Below are 17,813 nucleotides of genomic sequence, written 5' to 3' on the forward strand. Positions count from 1 at the left end.
GCACCGACGCCAACGTGAGCATTAAGAATTGCGGATGAGCCAGGCGGTGCTGGAGCCGGGCAGTACCCGGTTGCTGATCGTGGTGCTGGCCAGCGTCACATGGCCGAGCTCCTCCGACAGGTGAAACGGCGCGTCACCGAAGACGGTGACCACGGTCAGCGTCCCACGCGTGAAGATGAGCACGTCCGGGCGAGGCTGCTCGTGATCGGCCCAGGTGATCTGGTCGGGGGCGCCCGCGAACAGGGCTCGGCGCGCTGTCAGGGCGCTGCGATAGAAGTTCAGAGTCGAGTGCGGGTCGGTACTTTGCCGGTCCTGCGCGTAGTCGGCGAACCACAGCGGCTGCGGCAGCCAGGGCTTTCCGGCAGCGTTCGCAGGGCTGAAGCCGAAGCTCGGAGCGCTCGCGTTCCAGGGCAACGGGACACGGCAGCCGTCGCGACCGTGTTCACGGCCGGCCGACCGGGTCCAGATGGGGTCCTGGCGGGCTTCGTCGGGGATGTCCATGACCTCCGGCAGACCGAGCTCCTCCCCCTGATAGAGGAACGCGGCGCCGGGAAGTGCGAGCTGGAACAGCAGCGCCGCGCGAGCTCGAGCCTGGCCGACGGCTACGTCGACCGGGCCGCGGCGGCGGAGCAGACGCGCCATGGCGTCGGGTGACTCGAGGGGTTCAGCGGTGGTCAGGCCGTAGCGGGAGACCGCGCGGTGCGCGTCGTGGCTGTTGAGCACCCAGGCCAGGACGCCGGCCTGGTCCGGGACGGGTGCCGTCGCGGCCATCGCCTGCAGTGCTCTTTGAACGCTGGCGCGGAAGGCGGCGGCGTCCCAGTTCTGGGTCATCAGGTCGAAGTAGAACGCCTCGTGCAGCTCCCCGGGCCGGATGAAGGCGGTGACGTGTTCAGCGGTGGGTGCCCAGATTTCGCCGACGAGCATCAGGTCTCTGTCGGCGTATTCCTCGGTCACGGCACGCCAGCTGCGGTAGATGTCGTGGACGGCGGGCTGGTTGCTGGCGGGGTCCGAGCCTCCAGGGCGGAAGCCGTTATCCGGACGGTCGGGAAGTCCGTCGGCCTTGACCAGCATGGCGGCCACATCGATGCGGAAGCCGTCGACGCCCTTGTCGAACCAGTGGCGCAGCATGTCCTGAAAGTGTGCGCGGACCTCGGGTCGATCCCAGTTCAGGTCGGGCTGCCAGGAGTCGAACAGGTGCAGGTACCACTGGCCGGGGCTGCCGTCGGGGTCCGTGGTCCGGGTCCAGGCCGAGCCGCCGAACACGGATTGCCAGTTGTTGGGCGGCAGTTCGCCGTCGGCGCCTTGACCGTCGTGGAAGTGGAACAGGGCGCGCTGCGATGAGCCGGCAGGGCTGTTCAGTGCTTGCTGGAACCAGGGGTGTTCGGCCGAGCAGTGGTTGGGGACGATGTCGAGCAAGACCTTGAGACTGCGGTCGTGCGCGGCTTTGACCAGCCGGTCCAGCGCTGCCGTTCCGCCGTAGAGCGGGTCGATGCTGAAGTAGTCGGCGATGTCGTAGCCGCCGTCCCGTCCGGGCGAGGGATAGCAGGGGCTCAGCCACAGCGCGTCCACGCCGAGGCGCTCCAGATGGTCCAGCCGCGAGGCCAGGCCGTCCAGATCGCCGGTGCCGTCTCCGTCGCCGTCGGCGAAGGACTTCACGTAGACCTGGTAGACGACGGCGTCACGCCACCATGGGCGAGCGGTGCTCACTGGGGATTCTCCTTGCGGGTTGAGCGGCAGTGTCGAGATCCGACGGGGGTGCTCGGTGCGGCGCGGTGTGCGGCTACTTCAGTGCGCCGGAAGTGATGCCGCGGCTGATGGTGCGCTGGAAGATCAGGAAGAACAGGACGGCCGGCAAAATACCCAGCAGTGCCGAGGAACTGGTCGTGGTCACATCCATCATGTTCTGCCCCTGCAACAGCCCCAGTGCCACAGGAACGGTCTGTTTGCTGTTCGAGACCAGGAAGACCAGCGGGAAGAAGAACTCGTTCCAGGTCCAGATGAAGAAGAAGGTGAACAGCACGGTGAGGGTGGACCGGCTGATCGGGATCACCACATGCCACAGGGTTCGAAGACGGCCGGCGCCGTCGACGGAGGCGGCGTCGAGCAGCTCACGGGGGAACTCGCCGTAGACCGAGGACAACAGGTACGCGCCGAAGGCGCTGTGGATCACGCCGAAGACGATGATCAGGCTGGTGCGCGTGTCGTAGAGGTTCATGGATTTGGCCGCGTAGTACAGCGGGTAGACCAGTTCCTCTTGGGGCAGCACGTTGGCGATCAGGAAGAAGATCAGCAGCGCCCCGCGTCCGCGCAGGCGACCGATGCCGATGGCGTAGGCGTTCAGGGTGGACAACACCACGCCGATGACGGCAGCTCCCAGGGATATCAGGAAGCTGTTGAGCAGCATCAGCCCGAAGTCGGCGCGGTTCCAGAAGTCGATGAGCCCCGACAGGTGCAGCGCGCTCGGCAGCGAAAGCGGACCGCCGCTGGCGTATTCGCTGGGCGTCTTCACAGCGTTGATGGCGACCAGCAGGAACGGCGCCAGCACCAGCAGGGCCAGCACGAGGAGCACGGCCAGCACGGCGTAGCGGGCGCGGCCGGGTCCGAGCCGGCGCCGCCCGGGCGTCTCGCGGGACGAGCGCCGCGAACGGGGCGAGCGGGTCGGCGGCTTGGCGGTCAGCGTTCGGGTGGTCACGGCTTCTCCGTCTTCTGGTTGCGGGCCTGCACCCGCAGGAACACGACGGCCAGGATGACGATCATCGCGGTCAGGACCGTGGAGATCGCCGAGCCGTAGCCGACGTTGGCGTTCTGGAAGTAGTTCTTGTAGGCGAAGTAGCTCGGCACGAGGGTCGAGTTGCCCGGGCCTCCGCCGGTGAGCACGAAGATCTGCCCGAAGATCTTCAAGGTGGCGATGGTGGTGGTGACGACCACGACGTAGATCTCGGGACGGATCAACGGGACCGACACCCGCAGGAAGCGTTGCCGCCAGCCGGCGCCGTCGAGCTCGGCCGCCTCGTACAGCTCCGGGTCGACCCGCTGCAGCCCGGCCATGAACATGACCAGCGGGTAGCCGATCTGGGCCCAGGCGAGGGTGAACATCACAGTGGGCAGCGCGTAGTGCGGATCGCCGAGCCAGTTGTGGGCCAGCGAATGCAGTCCGACTTTGTTCAGGACGGTGTTCAGCGCGCCGTAGTCCGGGTTGAGGATCCACCCCCAGACCACGCCGGTGACCGCGACCGGCAGCACCTGCGGCAGATAGAAGCTGGAGCGCAGGAAGGCTGCCATGCGCGGGCCGAAGCGCTTGGCGACGTAGTCGAACAGCACCGCGGCCAGGGCCAGGCCGATCATCGTCGGGACGATCACCATGGCCAGGATCAGGATGCCGATGTTCTTGAACGAGGCCCAGAAGTTCTGGTCGTGCAGCAGCCTGGTGTAGTTGTCCAGGCCGATCCAGTGCAGCGGGCCGATGCCTTGCCAGCGGGTGAAGCTGATCACCATGGTGGCGATCAGCGGGACGATGATGACCGCGGTGCACAGCAGCATTCCCGGGGCCAGGAACAGGGCATAGCCGCCTTGGGCGGGCATGCGGGCTTTCTTGGTTGCCGACATGGCGTTCCTTCGTGGAGCCCGGCGGGCGGACGGCCTGCCCGCCCGCCGGGAGGTGAGCTGGCTGTGGCTACTGCGGTGCGTTCTGCTTGTAGGCGGAGCCGATGGTGTCGAGCATCGAACTCGGGCTCTTGGATCCGTTGATCAGTTCCTGGATCGCGTGCTGGAGCGTGTCGTAGTAGCCGGTGACCGGCCAGTCCGGGTAGAACCCCAGGCCGTCCTTGGCGGTGATCGAGTCGAACTCGGTGATCAGTTCCTTGCTGCTGGGGTTCGTGATCGCCGCCGGATCCGCGGCCACCGGCACCCCGCCGCTGTTGCCCATCAGGTTCTGGACGTTCTTGCTGAGCGTGGTGTCGATGAAGTCGTAGGCCAGGTCCTTGTTCTTGGCCTTGGTGGGCACCACCCACAGGTTGCCGCTGGAGCCGACCTGCAGCGTGTTGCCGGGGAACAGGAACGTGCCCCACTGCATGCCCTTGACCTCGCTCAGGAATTGGCCGTACCACCAGTTCCCGGAGAACATCATCGGGATCTTGCCCTGCTCGAAGGCGTTGGCCTCGTCCTGGGCCTTGACCGCGGCGGAGTCCTTGCTGATGTAGCCCTTCTTCACCCAGTCGGCGAAGGTGTTCGCGGCGTAGGACATCTGCGGGCCCTGGAAGTCGACCTTGCCCTTGAACAGCTGGTAGTCGTTGACCCAGGTGCGGTCGGCCTTGGACAGCGCCAGTTCGTAGAACAGGTGCACCCCGAGGTAGTCCGCGCCGCTCATGGCCAGCGGGGTGACCCCGGCGCCCTTGAACGTCGCCATCGCCGCCGTGAACTGATCGGGCGTGGTGGGGACCGGGACGTTGTACTTCGCGAACAGGTCCTTGTTGTAGTAGACGGTGAGGAATTCGCCGTTCATCGGCACGCCGTACCAAGTGCTGCCGCCCATGATGCCGCCGGTGTACTTGGCGGTGGTCTGCAGCGACGGACTCAACGTCTTGTCCCAGCCGCGCGAGGCGGCCTGGCTGCTCAGATCGGTCAGCAGACCCTGCTTGGACAACAGGCCGGCGGTGGAGTTGCCCTTGTTGTACTCCATCACGTCGGGCACGTCGTTGGAGTTGAGGATCATCCCGGCGTTCTGCTGGATCTGGTCGAAGCTCTTCGCCTCGAACTTGACCGTCACCCCCGGATGGGCGGCCTGGAACTCCTTGATCGCCTCGGCGCGTGCGATGCCGGAGGCACTGTCGTTGGCTTCGTAGTCCCAGACCACGAGCGTCTTGCCGCCGCCGCCCGAGGCGGCTTTGGAGCTGGAACTCCCGCAGCCGGCCAAAACCAGCGACACGGCCGCGGCCAATGCCACGCAGACCGCGTACTTAGTGGAGCGCACTTCGTGTCCTCCTGTGTCCGATGAGGGTGCGGCACGGCTTCCGCTTGACCCCGTGAGGGAACCGGGGCGATCACCAACAGCGGAACCGCTGGCCAAGAGGGCCCGCGAAGCCTGGCCCGGTTGCCTGCCGATGGCCCCCTGGGGGGCCGGTGCTCGCCATCGTAGGAAGAGTTACTTTCTTGGGTCAAGATAGTTAGAGGTTACAGCAGCGTCACGAATCGGCGGGGGCACGAGTTGAGGTCTCGCCGACCCGAGGCCGTAAACGCGCTGGTCACCCGCGCGAGGCAGGGGTGTGTCGCGGCAGCGGTGGCGAGTGTTTGTTACCGCGTGAAGGCAAGCGGGGCCGGTCCGCGCTGTCAGGTGCGGGCCGGCCCCGGGTTTCGCAGACTCGGGGCTAGGCCCGGAGCCGGTCGGGAATGTCGGTGACGGCGTGGTCCTCGTGCCGCAGATCTTGGTGTGGCGGCAACGACGCCTGTTCCGCTTCTGCCGCATCGTCCTGAGCGCTCTGGCGCAGCTCGCTCTTGAAGATGCGCAGCGACTGTCCCATGGAGCGCGCGGCGACGGGCAGCCGTTTGGCGCCGAACAGGACGACGGTGATCGCGAGGATGAGCAGGATGTGCCAGGGTTCGAATGCGCCGGTCATGTCTCCAACTCTGGTCGCGGTGGCGGCGCGCCGCCCGGCCCGGCGTGCGCGGTACCGGGCAGCGCGCCTCGGGTCATCCGACGGTGGCCGGTAGGCCGTTGACGGTGAACGCGGAGGGCTTCGCATCGGCACCGCTGTAGGTGCCGCTGAAGCCGATCGATATCGAGGCTCCCGGCGCGATGGCGCCGTTGAAGGACTGGTTGGTGGCGGTGACGTTATGGCCGTTCTGCGACCAGTTGGCGTTCCAGCCGCTGCCGACCTGCTGGTTGCCGGGGAAGGCGAAGCCCAGCGTCCAGCCGTTGATCGCGGTGCTGCCGGTGTTGGTGATCGTCACCGCGACGGACATCCCCGATCCCCAGTCGCTTTGCACCGCGTACGTCACCTTGGCCGTACTCGGCGGTGGTGCGCCTGCGGTGGTCACCGCCGTTGTGCCGGACGCCGAACCGGTCAGGCCTGTGGAGTCCTTCGCCTTGACGTAGAACTGGTAGGCAGTGGATGGCGACAGCCCGGTGATGGTGGCGCTCAGAGTGCCGGCACCGGTGGACGCCACGACCTTGTCAGGGTTGCCGACCTGGAAGACCTGGTAGCCGGAGATCGGGTTGCTGCCCGCGGCTGCCGCGGTCCAGGTCAGCGTGGCCGCGCTGGTGGTGACGTTCGACGCCGCCGGAGTACCTGGAGCACCCGGTGGTGTGGAACCGCCGGAGGCAGTGGTCACCGACGTGGTGCCGGACGCCGAACCGGTCAGCCCTGTGGAGTCCTTCGCCTTGACGTAGAACTGGTAGCTGGTCGACGGCGACAGACCACTGACGTTCGCCGACAGACCGGTCGAGGAGGCCACGACGGCGTCCGGGGAGCCGACGCGGTACACGTCGTACCCGGCGACCGGGTTGCTGCCGGCCGTGGCAGCGGTCCAGGTCAGGGTCGCGGAGTTGGCGGTGATGTTGGACGCGACCGGGGTCCCGGGCGCGCCCGGGGCGGTCGGCGTACCGCCGCTGCCGGGCAGAACCGGCGCGTCGCCCGGTCCGGTCTGGCTGGTGTACACCATGTCCCAGTAGTTGAGGCTGGGCACGGTGAACGACACGTACGAGCCGCCGGAGTCGGTCCCGGTGGTGAACGGCACCGAGTAGGTGGTGCCGTTGTTGTAGTCCGGCGAGGCGAACATGACGGCCTTGGGCGTGTTCTTGAAGTAGTACTTCACCGGCACATTGGTCAGCTGTGTCGGCGCCGGGTGCGGCGTGGTGATGTGCGAGCACATGTCGCACGCGCCGGTCTGCCAGAGGTTGCTGGACTGCCCGACCATGTTGATGAGCTGGATGACCTCGTGGTCCGCGTCCTGCTTGGTGAACGCCCAGACGTCGCCCGGCGTCGCCTGGCTGCTGACCGTCTGGCCGGAGACGGCGACGGTCTGATTGGTCGCCGTCTGGCCGTCCCGCAGCAGGTTCTCGTAGGCGGTCATGAAGTCGTAGTAGTTCTGCACCGACTGGGACAGCGAGGCACTCATGGGTGTCGCGCCGGCCCGGTACTCCTGATAGTCCAGCATCAGGCCGTTGTCGCCGAGCTCTTCGTGGCTGCCGCCGCTGGCGAACAGCGTGGAGTCCAGCAGCAGCACGTCCGGGGTGTTGAACGTGCCGCCGCCGCCGTTGGCGAAGTCGGTGTACGCCGCGACCGTCAGCGACTTGCCGCGGCCGGTCGGGCTGGCCGACGCGCTCTCGCTGAAGCCTTGGTCGATGGCCGTCTTCAGGCTGCCGTAGTCCCAGTACTGGTCCCGGTCGTTCGGCCACAGCTCGGAATAGAGCAGGTCCACCGCGCTGGTGTTGGCCTCGCAGTGGGCGTGGTCGTAGGTGACCGGGTTGAACATCAGGTACTTGCCACTGCCCAGGGCGCTCTTGGCATAGCTGAGGAACGACGGGAAGGTCCCGCTGAGCCACGTCGCCGAGCCGGCCACGTTGTGAACGGGCGTCGTGCTGTGGGCGCCGTCGGTGTCGGTGGTGCACGAGTCGCTGGCCACGCCGGCCGGCTGGCCGTTGTAGTTGTAGTCGACGGTGTCGGGGTCGCCGAAGGTGTCACCGTGGAAGCCGTCGAAGTCGAACGCTTGGATCGCGGCGTTCTGCTGGCCCATCAGGTACTGCTGCCAGCCGGGGTTGCTGGGATCCATGTAGTCCCACTGGAAGAACGCCAACGGCTTGCTGTGGTTGGTGTCCTGGTAGACGCCCCACGACGGACTGACTCCGAGCCCTTGCGTGTGGTAGTCCGGCGCACCGCAGCACGAGCCGTTGTCCGCCGAGAAGATGGCGTTGTACGGCATCGCGACGATGTTGCTGTTGTGCGCGGCGGTGACCAGATCCTTCACCGCCGAGGCGTACACCGTCTTCTGGTTGCCGTCGTCGGTCCACGAGGAACACGGCGCGCTGACCGTGCCGCACAGCGGCTGGTCGTGGTTGTACTGCCAGTCGTAGAACTGCAGGCCGTCGATGTGGTAGTTCGACATCGAGCTCATGATCGAGGCGGCCTGGGACGTCGACAGGCCTTGGTTCCCGAAGGAGTTGTTGGTCATGTAGCCGTAGCGCGGGAACCGGCTCCAGTCCGAGGAGACGTCGACCGCGACGTTGATCGAGTCCAGCGCCTTGCCGGAGGAGTCGGTGGCGACCGCGCTGACCATGTAGCCGGTGTAGTCGGTCGACGGTGCGGTCCAGTGGAAGGCCAGTGTCGAGGACGCGCCAGAGCCGAGGTTCAGAGTCTGGGCCTGCGAAGCGCTGGCGGCGTTCTGCATCGTCATGAAGTACAAGGTGACGGCGCCGCCGCTGATGGCACTGCCGGTCTTGTTGGCTGCGTTGACGGTCAGCGAGACGGTGTCGCCGGGTGCGTACCGCGACTTGTCGGTCGTGATCGAGGCGAGTACCTGCTGGGTGCGAGCGACCCCCGGGTCGCCCGAGGTGCCCGAGGCTGCGGCCGGTGCGGCCGAACTGACGCCTGGCATCCACCCGATCACGCTGGCAGCCAGCGCCGCGACGGCCAACGCGGCCCGGTGGCGGCTGGGTCGAACCGCTCTCGGCCGGTGATCGCGCGCCGGGATTCTTCGTCGTGTCCTGATGTGCATCGTGGCTCTTTCTGTGCCCGCTGGGCGGACACTGAGGGATTGTCGGCCGCCGCCCGCGGATGCGGGCAGCGGTTGGTGCTGGGGCGTCGTTCGCCGATCACTGCGTGGTGGCGGGCTGCCCGTTGATCGTGAAGGCGGTCGGCTTGGCGTTGGCACCGCTGTAGGTACCGGTGAAGCCGATCTGGACCGAGGCGCCCGGGGCGATCGCGCCGTTGAAGGACTCGCTGGAGGCGGTGACGTTCGCGCCGCTCTGGGACCAGGTGGCGTTCCAGCCGTTGGTGACGTGCTGGTTGCCCGCGAAGGTGAATCCGAGGGTCCAGTTGTTGATCGCGCTGGTACCGGTGTTGGTGATCGTCACCAAGGCGCTGAAGCCCGAGCCCCAGTCGCTTTGGACGGCGTAGGAGACCGCGGCTCCAGCCGAAACCGCAGCCGTCGTCACGGTTTTCGTGGCTGAAGCGGCGCCGAGAGCTCCGGCGCTGTCCTTGGCCTTGACGTAGAAGCCGTACTGCGTGGCGCTCATCAGGCCACTGATGGTCGCGGTGAGGGTTCCGGCAGCGGTGGAAGCGACCACGGTGTCGGGCGATCCGACCTCGTAGACCTGGTATCCGGCGATCGCGTTGCTGCCAGCGGCTGCCGCGCTCCACGTCAGGGTCACCGCGGTCGCGGTGATGGTGGACGCTGCCGGTGTGCCCGGTGCGCCGGGCGGGGTCGAGCCGCCGGAGCCGGCAGTGGTGACTGCCGTCGTTCCGGATGCGGCGCCGACGGTTCCCGCGCTGTCCTTGGCCTTGACGTAGAAGCTGTAGCTCGTCGCCGCAGTCAGGCCGCTGATGGTCGCGGTGAGGGTTCCGGCGGCGGTGGAAGCGACCACGGTGTCGGGTGATCCGACCTGGTAGACCTGGTATCCGGCGATCGGGTTGCTGCCCGCGGCTGCCGCGCTCCACGTCAGGGTCACCGCGTTGGAGGTGATGGCCGAAGCCGCCGGTGTGCCGGGGGCGCCGGGCGGGGTGGAGCCTCCTGAGGAGGCGCCGACTTGGATCGAGTCCAGATTCACTGATCCGGAATCGGTGGAGGTGCGCTCCAGGGTGATCAGGTTCGTCCCCGCGGCCAGCGCGAGGTTGACGGTGACCGTGCTCCAGGTACCGGCGCCGCCGGTGCCCGGGAGGCTGACCGAGGTGCTGCCCGAGACCGTGCCCGCCACGTTCTTGGCCGATATGGTCAGGCTCGCGGCGCTGCCGGAGTTGGCGTATCGGATGGTGACCGGAGTCGTGCCGCCCGCACCGGTGACGCCGAAGACGACCCGGGCGCCGACGCTACCCAGTCCGTCCACGTAGCCGTTGCCGCTGAAGCCGGACGCGGCGTTGTCGAACATCGCCCCGCCGCCCCAGGCAGCCACCTGAGACTGGTAGACCGGCGCCCCGGACCCGGCCGGCGTGATCTTGATCAGGGACACCCCGTGCATCGGCAGGGACGCCGAATACGACGTCATCTGGCCCAGGTTGGTGTTGTTCCACACGTCGTGGACCGTGCCGCCGGCCGCGAGCCCCAGAGCGCCGGCGAAGTCGATCGACTTGGTGACGCTGGAGTAGGTGGTGTTGAACAACGCGACCAGCCAGGTGCCGTCGGGCAGCTGGCCCGTCCACGTCTCCGGGTCCCGGCTCGTGGGATCCGACGAGAACGGATTGGCGTTGTGGTAGTAGGGCTTGCCGACGAACCCGGCCTTGTTGATGTTCAGGATGTCGTTGTTCTGCCAGAAGCTGAGGTAGGAGCCGATGTTGTCGGACCGGTCGCCGACGATCAGCGGCGAGCCGGCCATGGCGAACAGTGTCAGTGCCGTGCGGCGCTCGTCATCGCTGCCGAAGCTGTTCATCTCCAGGACGTCGCCGTCCAGGATCATCTGACCGCGCCCGGAGATATCGGAGAAGCCGGTGAAGCCCAGGAACGGGGTGTGCCACTGGGTCCAGTAGTTCTGCCAGCTCGACCGGCCGCCGTCCAGGAAGTTCCAGCCGCCGCTGCCGCAGTCGTCGTCGATGCGGATCAGGTCGCCGTAGCGCCGCTCGTTCTGGCCGTGGTTGAGCAAGTTGGGCATCACGACACTGACTTCCAGCCCGTCCCCGGCGGCCTCGCTGATCCAGCCCAGGGCGGTGGCGTAGTTGGCGCTGCCGTGCGCCACGCCGACCGTGCCCTCGTTCTGGTCGTAGCCGGTCTCGTACCACGCCCAGAAGTCGCCGCGCAGGTAGACCGCGCCCAGCTGCTTGAAGTAGTTGACGTAGCCCTGGACGAACTCCTTGGCGCCGTCCTTGGTCACGTCCACCCAGTAGATCTCCTGGGTGCCCTTGTTCCCGCCGAAGAAGTCCCCCGCGGTGACGATCGACGAGATCGGGATGTCCGGACGCCCGACCACCGTCTTGGACGGGTCGTTGTACGCACTCTTGGTCACCCACAGGGGGTTGTAGTAGACCCCCATCTTCAGCCCGAGCCCGGACAGGTACGACGACATCCCGGCCCAGCCCATGGCCCAGCTGTCCTGGTAGTTCAGGATGTAGCCGTTGGAGTTGGTCGCCTGGGTGTAGTCGACCCAGCCGTCGGTACAGGCCATGTCGATGCCGTAGGGCTTGAGGTTCTTCGCCACCCAGGTGACGTTCGCCTGCCAGCTGGCCTGCGACTGAGCGTTGTTGTTCGGGTAGTCGTAGCCGTACGTGGACCAGTACAGCGGCCCGGAACCGCCCCGGGTGAACACGCTGTCACGATCGACTGAGTCCGTCCCCACCGCGGACACAGCCACAGCCGTCGAGCCCACCAGGGCGCCCCTGCCACGCGACGCAGCGGCCGCCGAACCGGAACCGGCCGACAGCAAAGACCCGCCGACCACCACCGTTCCGCCGACCTTGAGCAGATCTCGCCGTGAGATCGCCATACCTACCTCCTGGAGCAATGGGAGTCCACGGCGCTGCGCCGCAGACCGCTTACACCGCCCACCAGTGCGCCAAAAGCGCACGTCGAAGGCACCTCCCGCGACGCAAGGGTCCTGAGAGAGTGCGGATCGGTGGAGCGGCAAGGGGGAGTCTGCGACCGTATCTTTCGTGTGTCAAGAAAGTAAGGGAACCTGCATGGCTCCCCCTGTGTCGACCAGCCGCCGACCAGCGGCTGACCTACGGCCGACCAACGGCCGACCAGCGGGTAATCACCTCGCTTATTCGGCGCCGCCGCTTCCGGTGTCAGCCTGGAAGCACGCGCAACAAACGCCCCGTTTTGAGACTCTCCGGAGGTCGCACCATGGAATCCGTGCTCGTACTCTCCTGGAAGGCGATCGGCAACGTACCCGCCGCGGTCAAGGAGCTCCGGGCCCGCGACCTGCGACCGGTCCTGGTCTCCAACCTGCCCGACGATCCCAACGCCCGCCTGTGCGACGAGCATGTCGTCTTCGACTGGGACGGTGAGGAGTTCTCAGCTCTCACCGCGCAGATCGACGAGCGAGGCATCACGCCGACCGCCGTGGTCAGCATGATCGAGAAGCTGATCGAGTGGCACATCGCGCTCGCCGCGCACTACGGCGTTCCCGGCGGCGACGCCGGCCGCACGGCGCTGGCGAGCAAGACCCTGGTCAGGGAGCGTATGCGGTCCCTCGGCCTGTCCGACATCAGGTTCTCCGGCGACCCGAGGTCGGTGGACTTCTTCCCCGCCATCGTCAAGCCCGCGCGGGAGTCGGCGGCCTCCTACCTGGTGAAGCGAGTGGAGGACCGGGCCGAGCTGCTCGCTCACCTCAAACACCTGGAGGAGTCCGGGGCGGGCGGTCTGGAACTGATCGCCGAGGAGTACCTTCCCGGCACCGAGTTCTCCGTGGACGGTCCCGTGGTCGACGGCCGCTATCACCCGCTGCTCGCCGTCGAGAAGGCCGACCACGACGACGCCAAGCACCACGACGCGGGGCTGTCGTTCCACCCGCCGCAGCACAGCCACGTGCGGGCCGGGGTACGGGACCTATGCGAGGCGATCAACACCCTGTGCGCCGACCGCGGCCTGGACCAGATCTGGCTGCACATCGAGGGCCGGAGCACACCCGACGGACGCACCGAGCTCATCGAGATCAACCCCCGGCCCGGCGGTCACCACACCGGAATCCCCACCGCCATCCGCGAGCTCTACGGCATCGATGTGATCGCGGCGAACGTCTCCATGGCGCTGGGCGAGTACGCGCCGCAAGGCCTGGGACCGTTGCGCGAGCAGCCGATCATCGGGAACGTGGAGATGGAGGCCGAGGAACTCGGCACGGTCCAGGTCGTCACCACCGAGGCGGAACTGCTCGCCCTACCCGGCGTCATCGACGTGCGCGTGTCCGACGGCTACCGGGTCACCAGCCTGAGCCAGGAGAACTTCTTCTTCTCCCTCACGATGACCGCCGATTCCGTGGAGCAGCTTCGCGAACAGGCGGCGAGAGTCCTCGACAGCTTCGAATACCGCGTCAAGCCGTAGCCGTCTTGGTGGGACTCCGCGGGGACGATCGCGGAGTCCCACCAAGACGGCTACGCGCACTTCCGTGGTGGCTGCGTCAGGACTGCATGGTCAGGACTGCACGGCGACGTCCCCGTCTGCACCGTCGCTGGATACCGACTCCACCTCGCGCTCGTGCTCGCGCTCACGCTCGCGCGTCGTCTCCGGCACGGGGCGCGTGTCTTCGTCGCGGAGGTCATCATCGGCGATGACGTCACGATCCCTGCGGGAGCTGAGTCGGCGCGTGCGCCGTGCGCCCCGGACACCGTCGCGCCGGGCTTGGGCTCGAAGCTGAAGATCCCTGCGCACACCGGCGAGGAGCAAAACCAGACCGAGCATGGCAGCCGCGCCGACAACGGCGCCCCAGAAGAACAGCTGGCCGGACGAGCCGTGCATGACACGCCCGAAGGCGTCGAACCCGCCAGGGATCTGATGGCCGGCGCCGCGGTTGTCCGCCACGGCAACAGTGCCGACGACGCCGGCGGCGACCAGGATGATGAGGCCGAGAATGAGCATACTGACTTCCTTGATCGGCCGACCCGAAAGGCCGGAGACGGACAGGGACACCTGACCCGAAACCGTCGACCGCGATCAAGCAGATAACATCGGCGAATCCCGAATCAGCCGTCCGCCATACCCGGCAATCCGAGAACCAACCGGTAAACCGGCCTACCATCCACCGCAGATGTGCCGGCTTGCGCCATGCCGAGACACCAGCGCACTTAGGCGCCGACTCTCTTCGCCCGGCAGCTTAGCCACCGCGGCGCCGGTAAACGCCGCGGTGGCCCGTCCTGCTGCGACAGGCTCAGATGAATCGCCACAGGTGATCTGTCGTGCCGTTGTCAGTCCACTGGGTTACCTGCGCGCCGTCCGCTGTCGAGGCGTTCGAGACTGACAGCACCTTTCCGCTGTGGGCGTTGACGATCTTCGACCAGCCGTTGCCGGCGTCGATGATGTGCCAGAGGTGGTCTGGTGTGCCGTTGTCCTGGTACTGCTGGATGGGGGCTCCGTCGCTGAGGGATTGCACGTTGACTGCCAAGACCTTGCCGCTGTTGCGGTTCTGGATGCGGACGGTGCCGTCGGGGTTCGGGATGACGGTCCATACGTGGTCGACGGTGCCGTTGTCGGTCCACTGGGTCACGTTGGCCGAGTCGGCCAGCGACATTCCGGAGACCGCTAGGAGCTTCCCCGAGTTCTGGTTCTGGATCCTCACCCAGGATGTGGTGCTCGCCGCGCGCGGTGCCACGAGGGTGAACATGCCGCCGACCACCGGCCGGTTCTGGAAGCCCTGCTGGGCGGCGGTGGCCACGACGTACCAGTCCGAGAAGGGCGCCCGCTGGGGTGTGGTGTTGGCGAACCCGTATACCCCGTTGATGAGGGTGTCGCGGATCGCGCCTTGGTCGCGCAGCCAGGCCGCGGTCCAGATCTCCCAGTCGGCCTTGGTGTAGTTGTTGCGCGGATCCAGCAGGACGCCGTAGGTCCCGGCGTGCGACTGGTACCAGCCGGCCTCCTGGGCGGCGATACCTGCCGGTACCAGGTCCAGACCCAGGAGCTGGTCGGAGAAGCCGTTGTACTTCAGGCTCCAGGTGGTGGAGGACCCGTACGCCAGGTCGAGGTTGGTGCCGGCCGGGTCCTCGCCCTTGCTCACCCACTGGCTGATGTAGCTGCGCGATGTGGAGGTGTAGAGGGCGTGATCTGTGGTGTTCCCTGCGAAGCCGGCGACGACGCCCATCGCTCCGATGCCGATGATGCCCTTGAGCGCCAGGTTCGCGCTGTGGGCGATGAAGCCGGTGAAGTCGTCGGTCTGGTTCTGGTTGGCCGGGTCCAAGGCGTTGGCGACGAGGTAGTCAGCCCACTGTTTCAGGATCGTGTAATGCTGCTGAGCGGTCGCCGTGGCGGTGGCTTGGGGAAGATGCTGGAGCAGCGCGGCCGTCATGATCAGCATGTTGGCCGATTCCTCGACCGGCATGTCCTCCTCGTTGCCGTCGTTGTGCCCGGAGGCGTTCGGGTAGCTGGAACCCAGGTCGTGCGCCGCGAAGGTCTTGGGCCAGCCGCCGTGCTCGCAGTAGTCCAGGATCGGCGCCAGGAGCATCTGCAGGTAGGACGGCGACAGGTACAGGTAGGCGGGGAACGCCGGGTAGGTGACGTCGATGGTGGACACGTTGCCGTCCGAGGAGATCTCCTTCAGGAAAGCCCAGGGCGTCCCGTTCCGGTTGACCAGCTCCGTTCCGCCGACGGCCTGGCGCAGCGCCAGTGCGGTCAGCGCCGCGTAGTGGGCGCCGGTCGTGCCGCCGCCGACGGCTGTACTGGAGTCGTTCTGGAGCTTGGATTCCAGCGCTGTCGCCGAACTCAGGGCCGAGCCGTAGTCGGCCAGGAACCAGTCGACCATGTCGGCCCACGGTCCCCAGTACGTCGTCCACCACGGTGCGAGGTTGGATCCCAGGTAGCTCAGCGCGGGATTGCGGACGTGGCCGAGCGCCACCACGAACGACGCCGACGGCGTTGTCCCGACCGACCCCAGATCCTTGTTGAGCCCCAGAACCGGCCAGTTGTTGTTGATAGCGCGGGGCTGGGCCGAGTCCGAGGTTCCGCTCAGCGATCCGGACGACACCGCGGCGCCGCGCACCACGGTGTCCTGCCCGATTTGCCAGGTCACCCCGCTGCCGCCGGCGGTGGCCAGCACGACCGAGCCCCAGGAGGCCTGGTCACCGTGCTCGGCCAGAGTCGAGGGGTTCGTCGGGGTGAAGCTGAGCGCGATGTTGTTCGCCCGGCTGGTCTGCTGCGACCAGTTGACCAGCTGCGTCACGTCGCCGTGCGCCCACTCGGCGGAGATGTCCAGATGGAGCTGGACGCTGTGGGCCGCGCCGTCGGCGCTGACCGCCTGCATCTGGACGTAGCTGAACGGCACGCACTGCCGTTGCAGGTTGGTCAGGTCCACCGGCGAGAAGAACGTGACGGTCAGCCGTACCCCGCCGCCGGTGAAGGTATACACCGAGCGGGTCGCGGTGAGCTGCAGCGACGTCTGCGTCATCGTGTTCGGAACGATCGACGAGCTCGGCGCGCCGGCGAACAGCCAGCCGGCGCCGTCGATGCGGGCTATCCCGCACAGCGCCGTGATGTGGCCGTTCCAGAACGTCGACCAGGTCCCGGTCAGGGTGTCAGAAGCCTGCCAGGTGCTCAGATACGGCGACCGCACGGCCAGCGGCGTCGCCGGCGGCCGCAGCGGCGCGAAGGTCGACGCCGCGGGACTCGCCGCCGGCAGCGGGGCGTTGACCGCCGCGGTCGACAGGCGTGCGTTCGAGCCGGTGGCCAGCCTTCGTGAGGCAGCGGCTTGTGCCGGAGTGGCCGTCGCAAAGGCTCCGCCGGCGCCGACGACGGCGGCTGCCGCACCGAGCCAGCGGAACACCTCCCGTCGCGAGGCGTCGACAGGCTTGGTGTGCGCACCGCTCGCGTCGCCGGGGTCGCCGGCGTTGGCGCGGTCGGAAACGTTTTCGGTCATCAGGGTTCCCTTCGTATCGGAATGCACTGATAAGCCAAGCGAACTGCGTCCAGTGTCCAGTGGTCGCGGAGCCAGATCTGGTTGGCGCCGCCGGTGGAGCCCCAGAGAGCCCGGGCGACGGCGGCGAAAATTGTTTGTAACTGTTGGGTATTGATGCACTCGGCGGCGGTGCCGTCAAGGGTCGACCACTCCGGCACTGATAGAGCAGCCCGGCGGAGGGCCTGACAGCTGCCGATCCACGTGGCCTGACTCTCAGCGGTTACGAACAATTTCGATACCGATTGAACAATCCCCTTGCCCAGGTGCTGGGTGGAGCGCGCCGTCCGGCGGGCGATGCAACCTGATGTGCGTCGGCTCAGTCACATTTCTTGGACCGGGGCGCAGTCGGGTGCGCTGGAGGCGGGGATGTCGGGTGGGGGTTGCGGGACCTAATGGATGGAATGGACATGAGCATGTCGACCGGGCCGGGGGAACAGTGGATCGTGAAGACGGCAGCCGGACAGACCCAGATCGGCATCGACTACCTGTGGCCCGACGGCACGTATGACAAGAAGCACTACGGGCCCTTCGACGTGTGCACGGAAAACCCCGTCAACCCTCTGGATCCGGATGCCGGACACCGCCAGTACTGCGTCCAGACCCGGCCGGCCCAGCAGTTCTACGGAGCACTCACCGTGGACGAGACAGACAGCACCGTGTCGTACAGCGTCGCGAACCACGACTACGGCAGGTACCTGATCAAGGCCGTGCCGGTCCCCATCCCGTTGGCCACCCAGCCGACCAGCGGCTCGTACTCAGTGCAGAACGGGCAGTACATCGTCCCGGGTCACAACGAGCCGGCCGCGATGTCGCTCGGGCAGCTCGCGAACGCGCTCCTCGACCCGCGCTTCAACGACTATCTCATCCACTACGAGAACTACGTTCTCACCCACGCGACCGCCGACTCGTTCAGCGTGTCGGGCTCGAAACCGCTGAAGACCGAAGGAAGGAACTGACGACCTAGCCAGCCTCTAGCCAGTCGCCCTAACCGGACATACAGTGTCCATCGCATGATCCTGACACATTGTCGGAGATCGGCGACCATCGGGCCCAGACGCCGCTCTCCCTGATCGAAGGG

General features: G+C 67.0%; 11 protein-coding genes. 2 read left to right on the forward strand and 9 right to left on the reverse strand.

Annotation, left to right across the window (positions count from 1 at the left end; translation table 11 throughout):
• Positions 1 to 21 precede the first annotated feature (21 nt).
• From CACI_RS34485 to CACI_RS46465, 7 genes are all read right to left on the reverse strand, one after another.
• Positions 22 to 1,707, reverse strand: a complete 1,686-nt coding sequence (locus CACI_RS34485) for a glycoside hydrolase family 13 protein (protein WP_015795526.1) — start codon at positions 1,705 to 1,707, stop codon at positions 22 to 24.
• Positions 1,708 to 1,780: 73 nt separating this feature from the next.
• Positions 1,781 to 2,578, reverse strand: coding sequence for a carbohydrate ABC transporter permease (locus CACI_RS34490; RefSeq protein ID WP_041543048.1), 798 nt, complete (start codon positions 2,576 to 2,578; stop codon positions 1,781 to 1,783).
• 110 nt (positions 2,579 to 2,688) lie between these two features.
• A complete protein-coding gene (locus CACI_RS34495; RefSeq protein WP_015795528.1) occupies positions 2,689 to 3,606 on the reverse strand; it encodes a carbohydrate ABC transporter permease in 918 nt (305 codons plus the stop codon).
• A 67-nt stretch (positions 3,607 to 3,673) separates the two neighbouring features.
• Positions 3,674 to 4,969, reverse strand: coding sequence for an ABC transporter substrate-binding protein (locus CACI_RS34500; RefSeq protein ID WP_015795529.1), 1,296 nt, complete (start codon positions 4,967 to 4,969; stop codon positions 3,674 to 3,676).
• A 394-nt stretch (positions 4,970 to 5,363) separates the two neighbouring features.
• Positions 5,364 to 5,612 (reverse strand): Sec-independent protein translocase subunit TatA, encoded by a 249-nt coding sequence (gene tatA, locus CACI_RS34505; protein WP_015795530.1) that lies wholly within the window; start codon positions 5,610 to 5,612, stop codon positions 5,364 to 5,366.
• A gap of 73 nt (positions 5,613 to 5,685) precedes the next feature.
• Positions 5,686 to 8,589: a glycoside hydrolase family 66 protein gene (locus CACI_RS34510; protein ID WP_190276667.1), complete on the reverse strand. Its 2,904-nt coding sequence runs from the start codon at positions 8,587 to 8,589 to the stop codon at positions 5,686 to 5,688.
• Between the two features lie 217 nt (positions 8,590 to 8,806).
• Positions 8,807 to 11,623, reverse strand: coding sequence for a cellulose binding domain-containing protein (locus CACI_RS46465; protein ID WP_015795532.1), 2,817 nt, complete (start codon positions 11,621 to 11,623; stop codon positions 8,807 to 8,809).
• Between the two features lie 359 nt (positions 11,624 to 11,982).
• Here CACI_RS46465 and CACI_RS34525 point away from each other — a divergent pair, with 359 nt between their 5' ends.
• Positions 11,983 to 13,179: an ATP-grasp domain-containing protein gene (locus tag CACI_RS34525; RefSeq protein WP_015795533.1), complete on the forward strand. Its 1,197-nt coding sequence runs from the start codon at positions 11,983 to 11,985 to the stop codon at positions 13,177 to 13,179.
• A gap of 90 nt (positions 13,180 to 13,269) precedes the next feature.
• On the opposite strand, the gene CACI_RS34530 is transcribed toward CACI_RS34525, so the two are convergent.
• Positions 13,270 to 13,764: a hypothetical protein gene (locus CACI_RS34530; protein ID WP_143765509.1), complete on the reverse strand. Its 495-nt coding sequence runs from the start codon at positions 13,762 to 13,764 to the stop codon at positions 13,270 to 13,272.
• 238 nt (positions 13,765 to 14,002) lie between these two features.
• Entirely contained in the window at positions 14,003 to 16,696 is a 2,694-nt protein-coding gene (locus CACI_RS34535; RefSeq protein ID WP_015795535.1) for a glutaminase domain-containing protein, read from the reverse strand.
• Between the two features lie 446 nt (positions 16,697 to 17,142).
• Here CACI_RS34535 and CACI_RS34540 point away from each other — a divergent pair, with 446 nt between their 5' ends.
• Entirely contained in the window at positions 17,143 to 17,691 is a 549-nt protein-coding gene (locus tag CACI_RS34540) for a hypothetical protein (RefSeq protein ID WP_015795536.1), read from the forward strand.
• The last annotated feature ends 122 nt before the right edge of the window (positions 17,692 to 17,813 follow it).

It is taken from the genome of Catenulispora acidiphila DSM 44928, assembly GCF_000024025.1.
GTDB lineage: Bacteria > Actinomycetota > Actinomycetes > Streptomycetales > Catenulisporaceae > Catenulispora > Catenulispora acidiphila.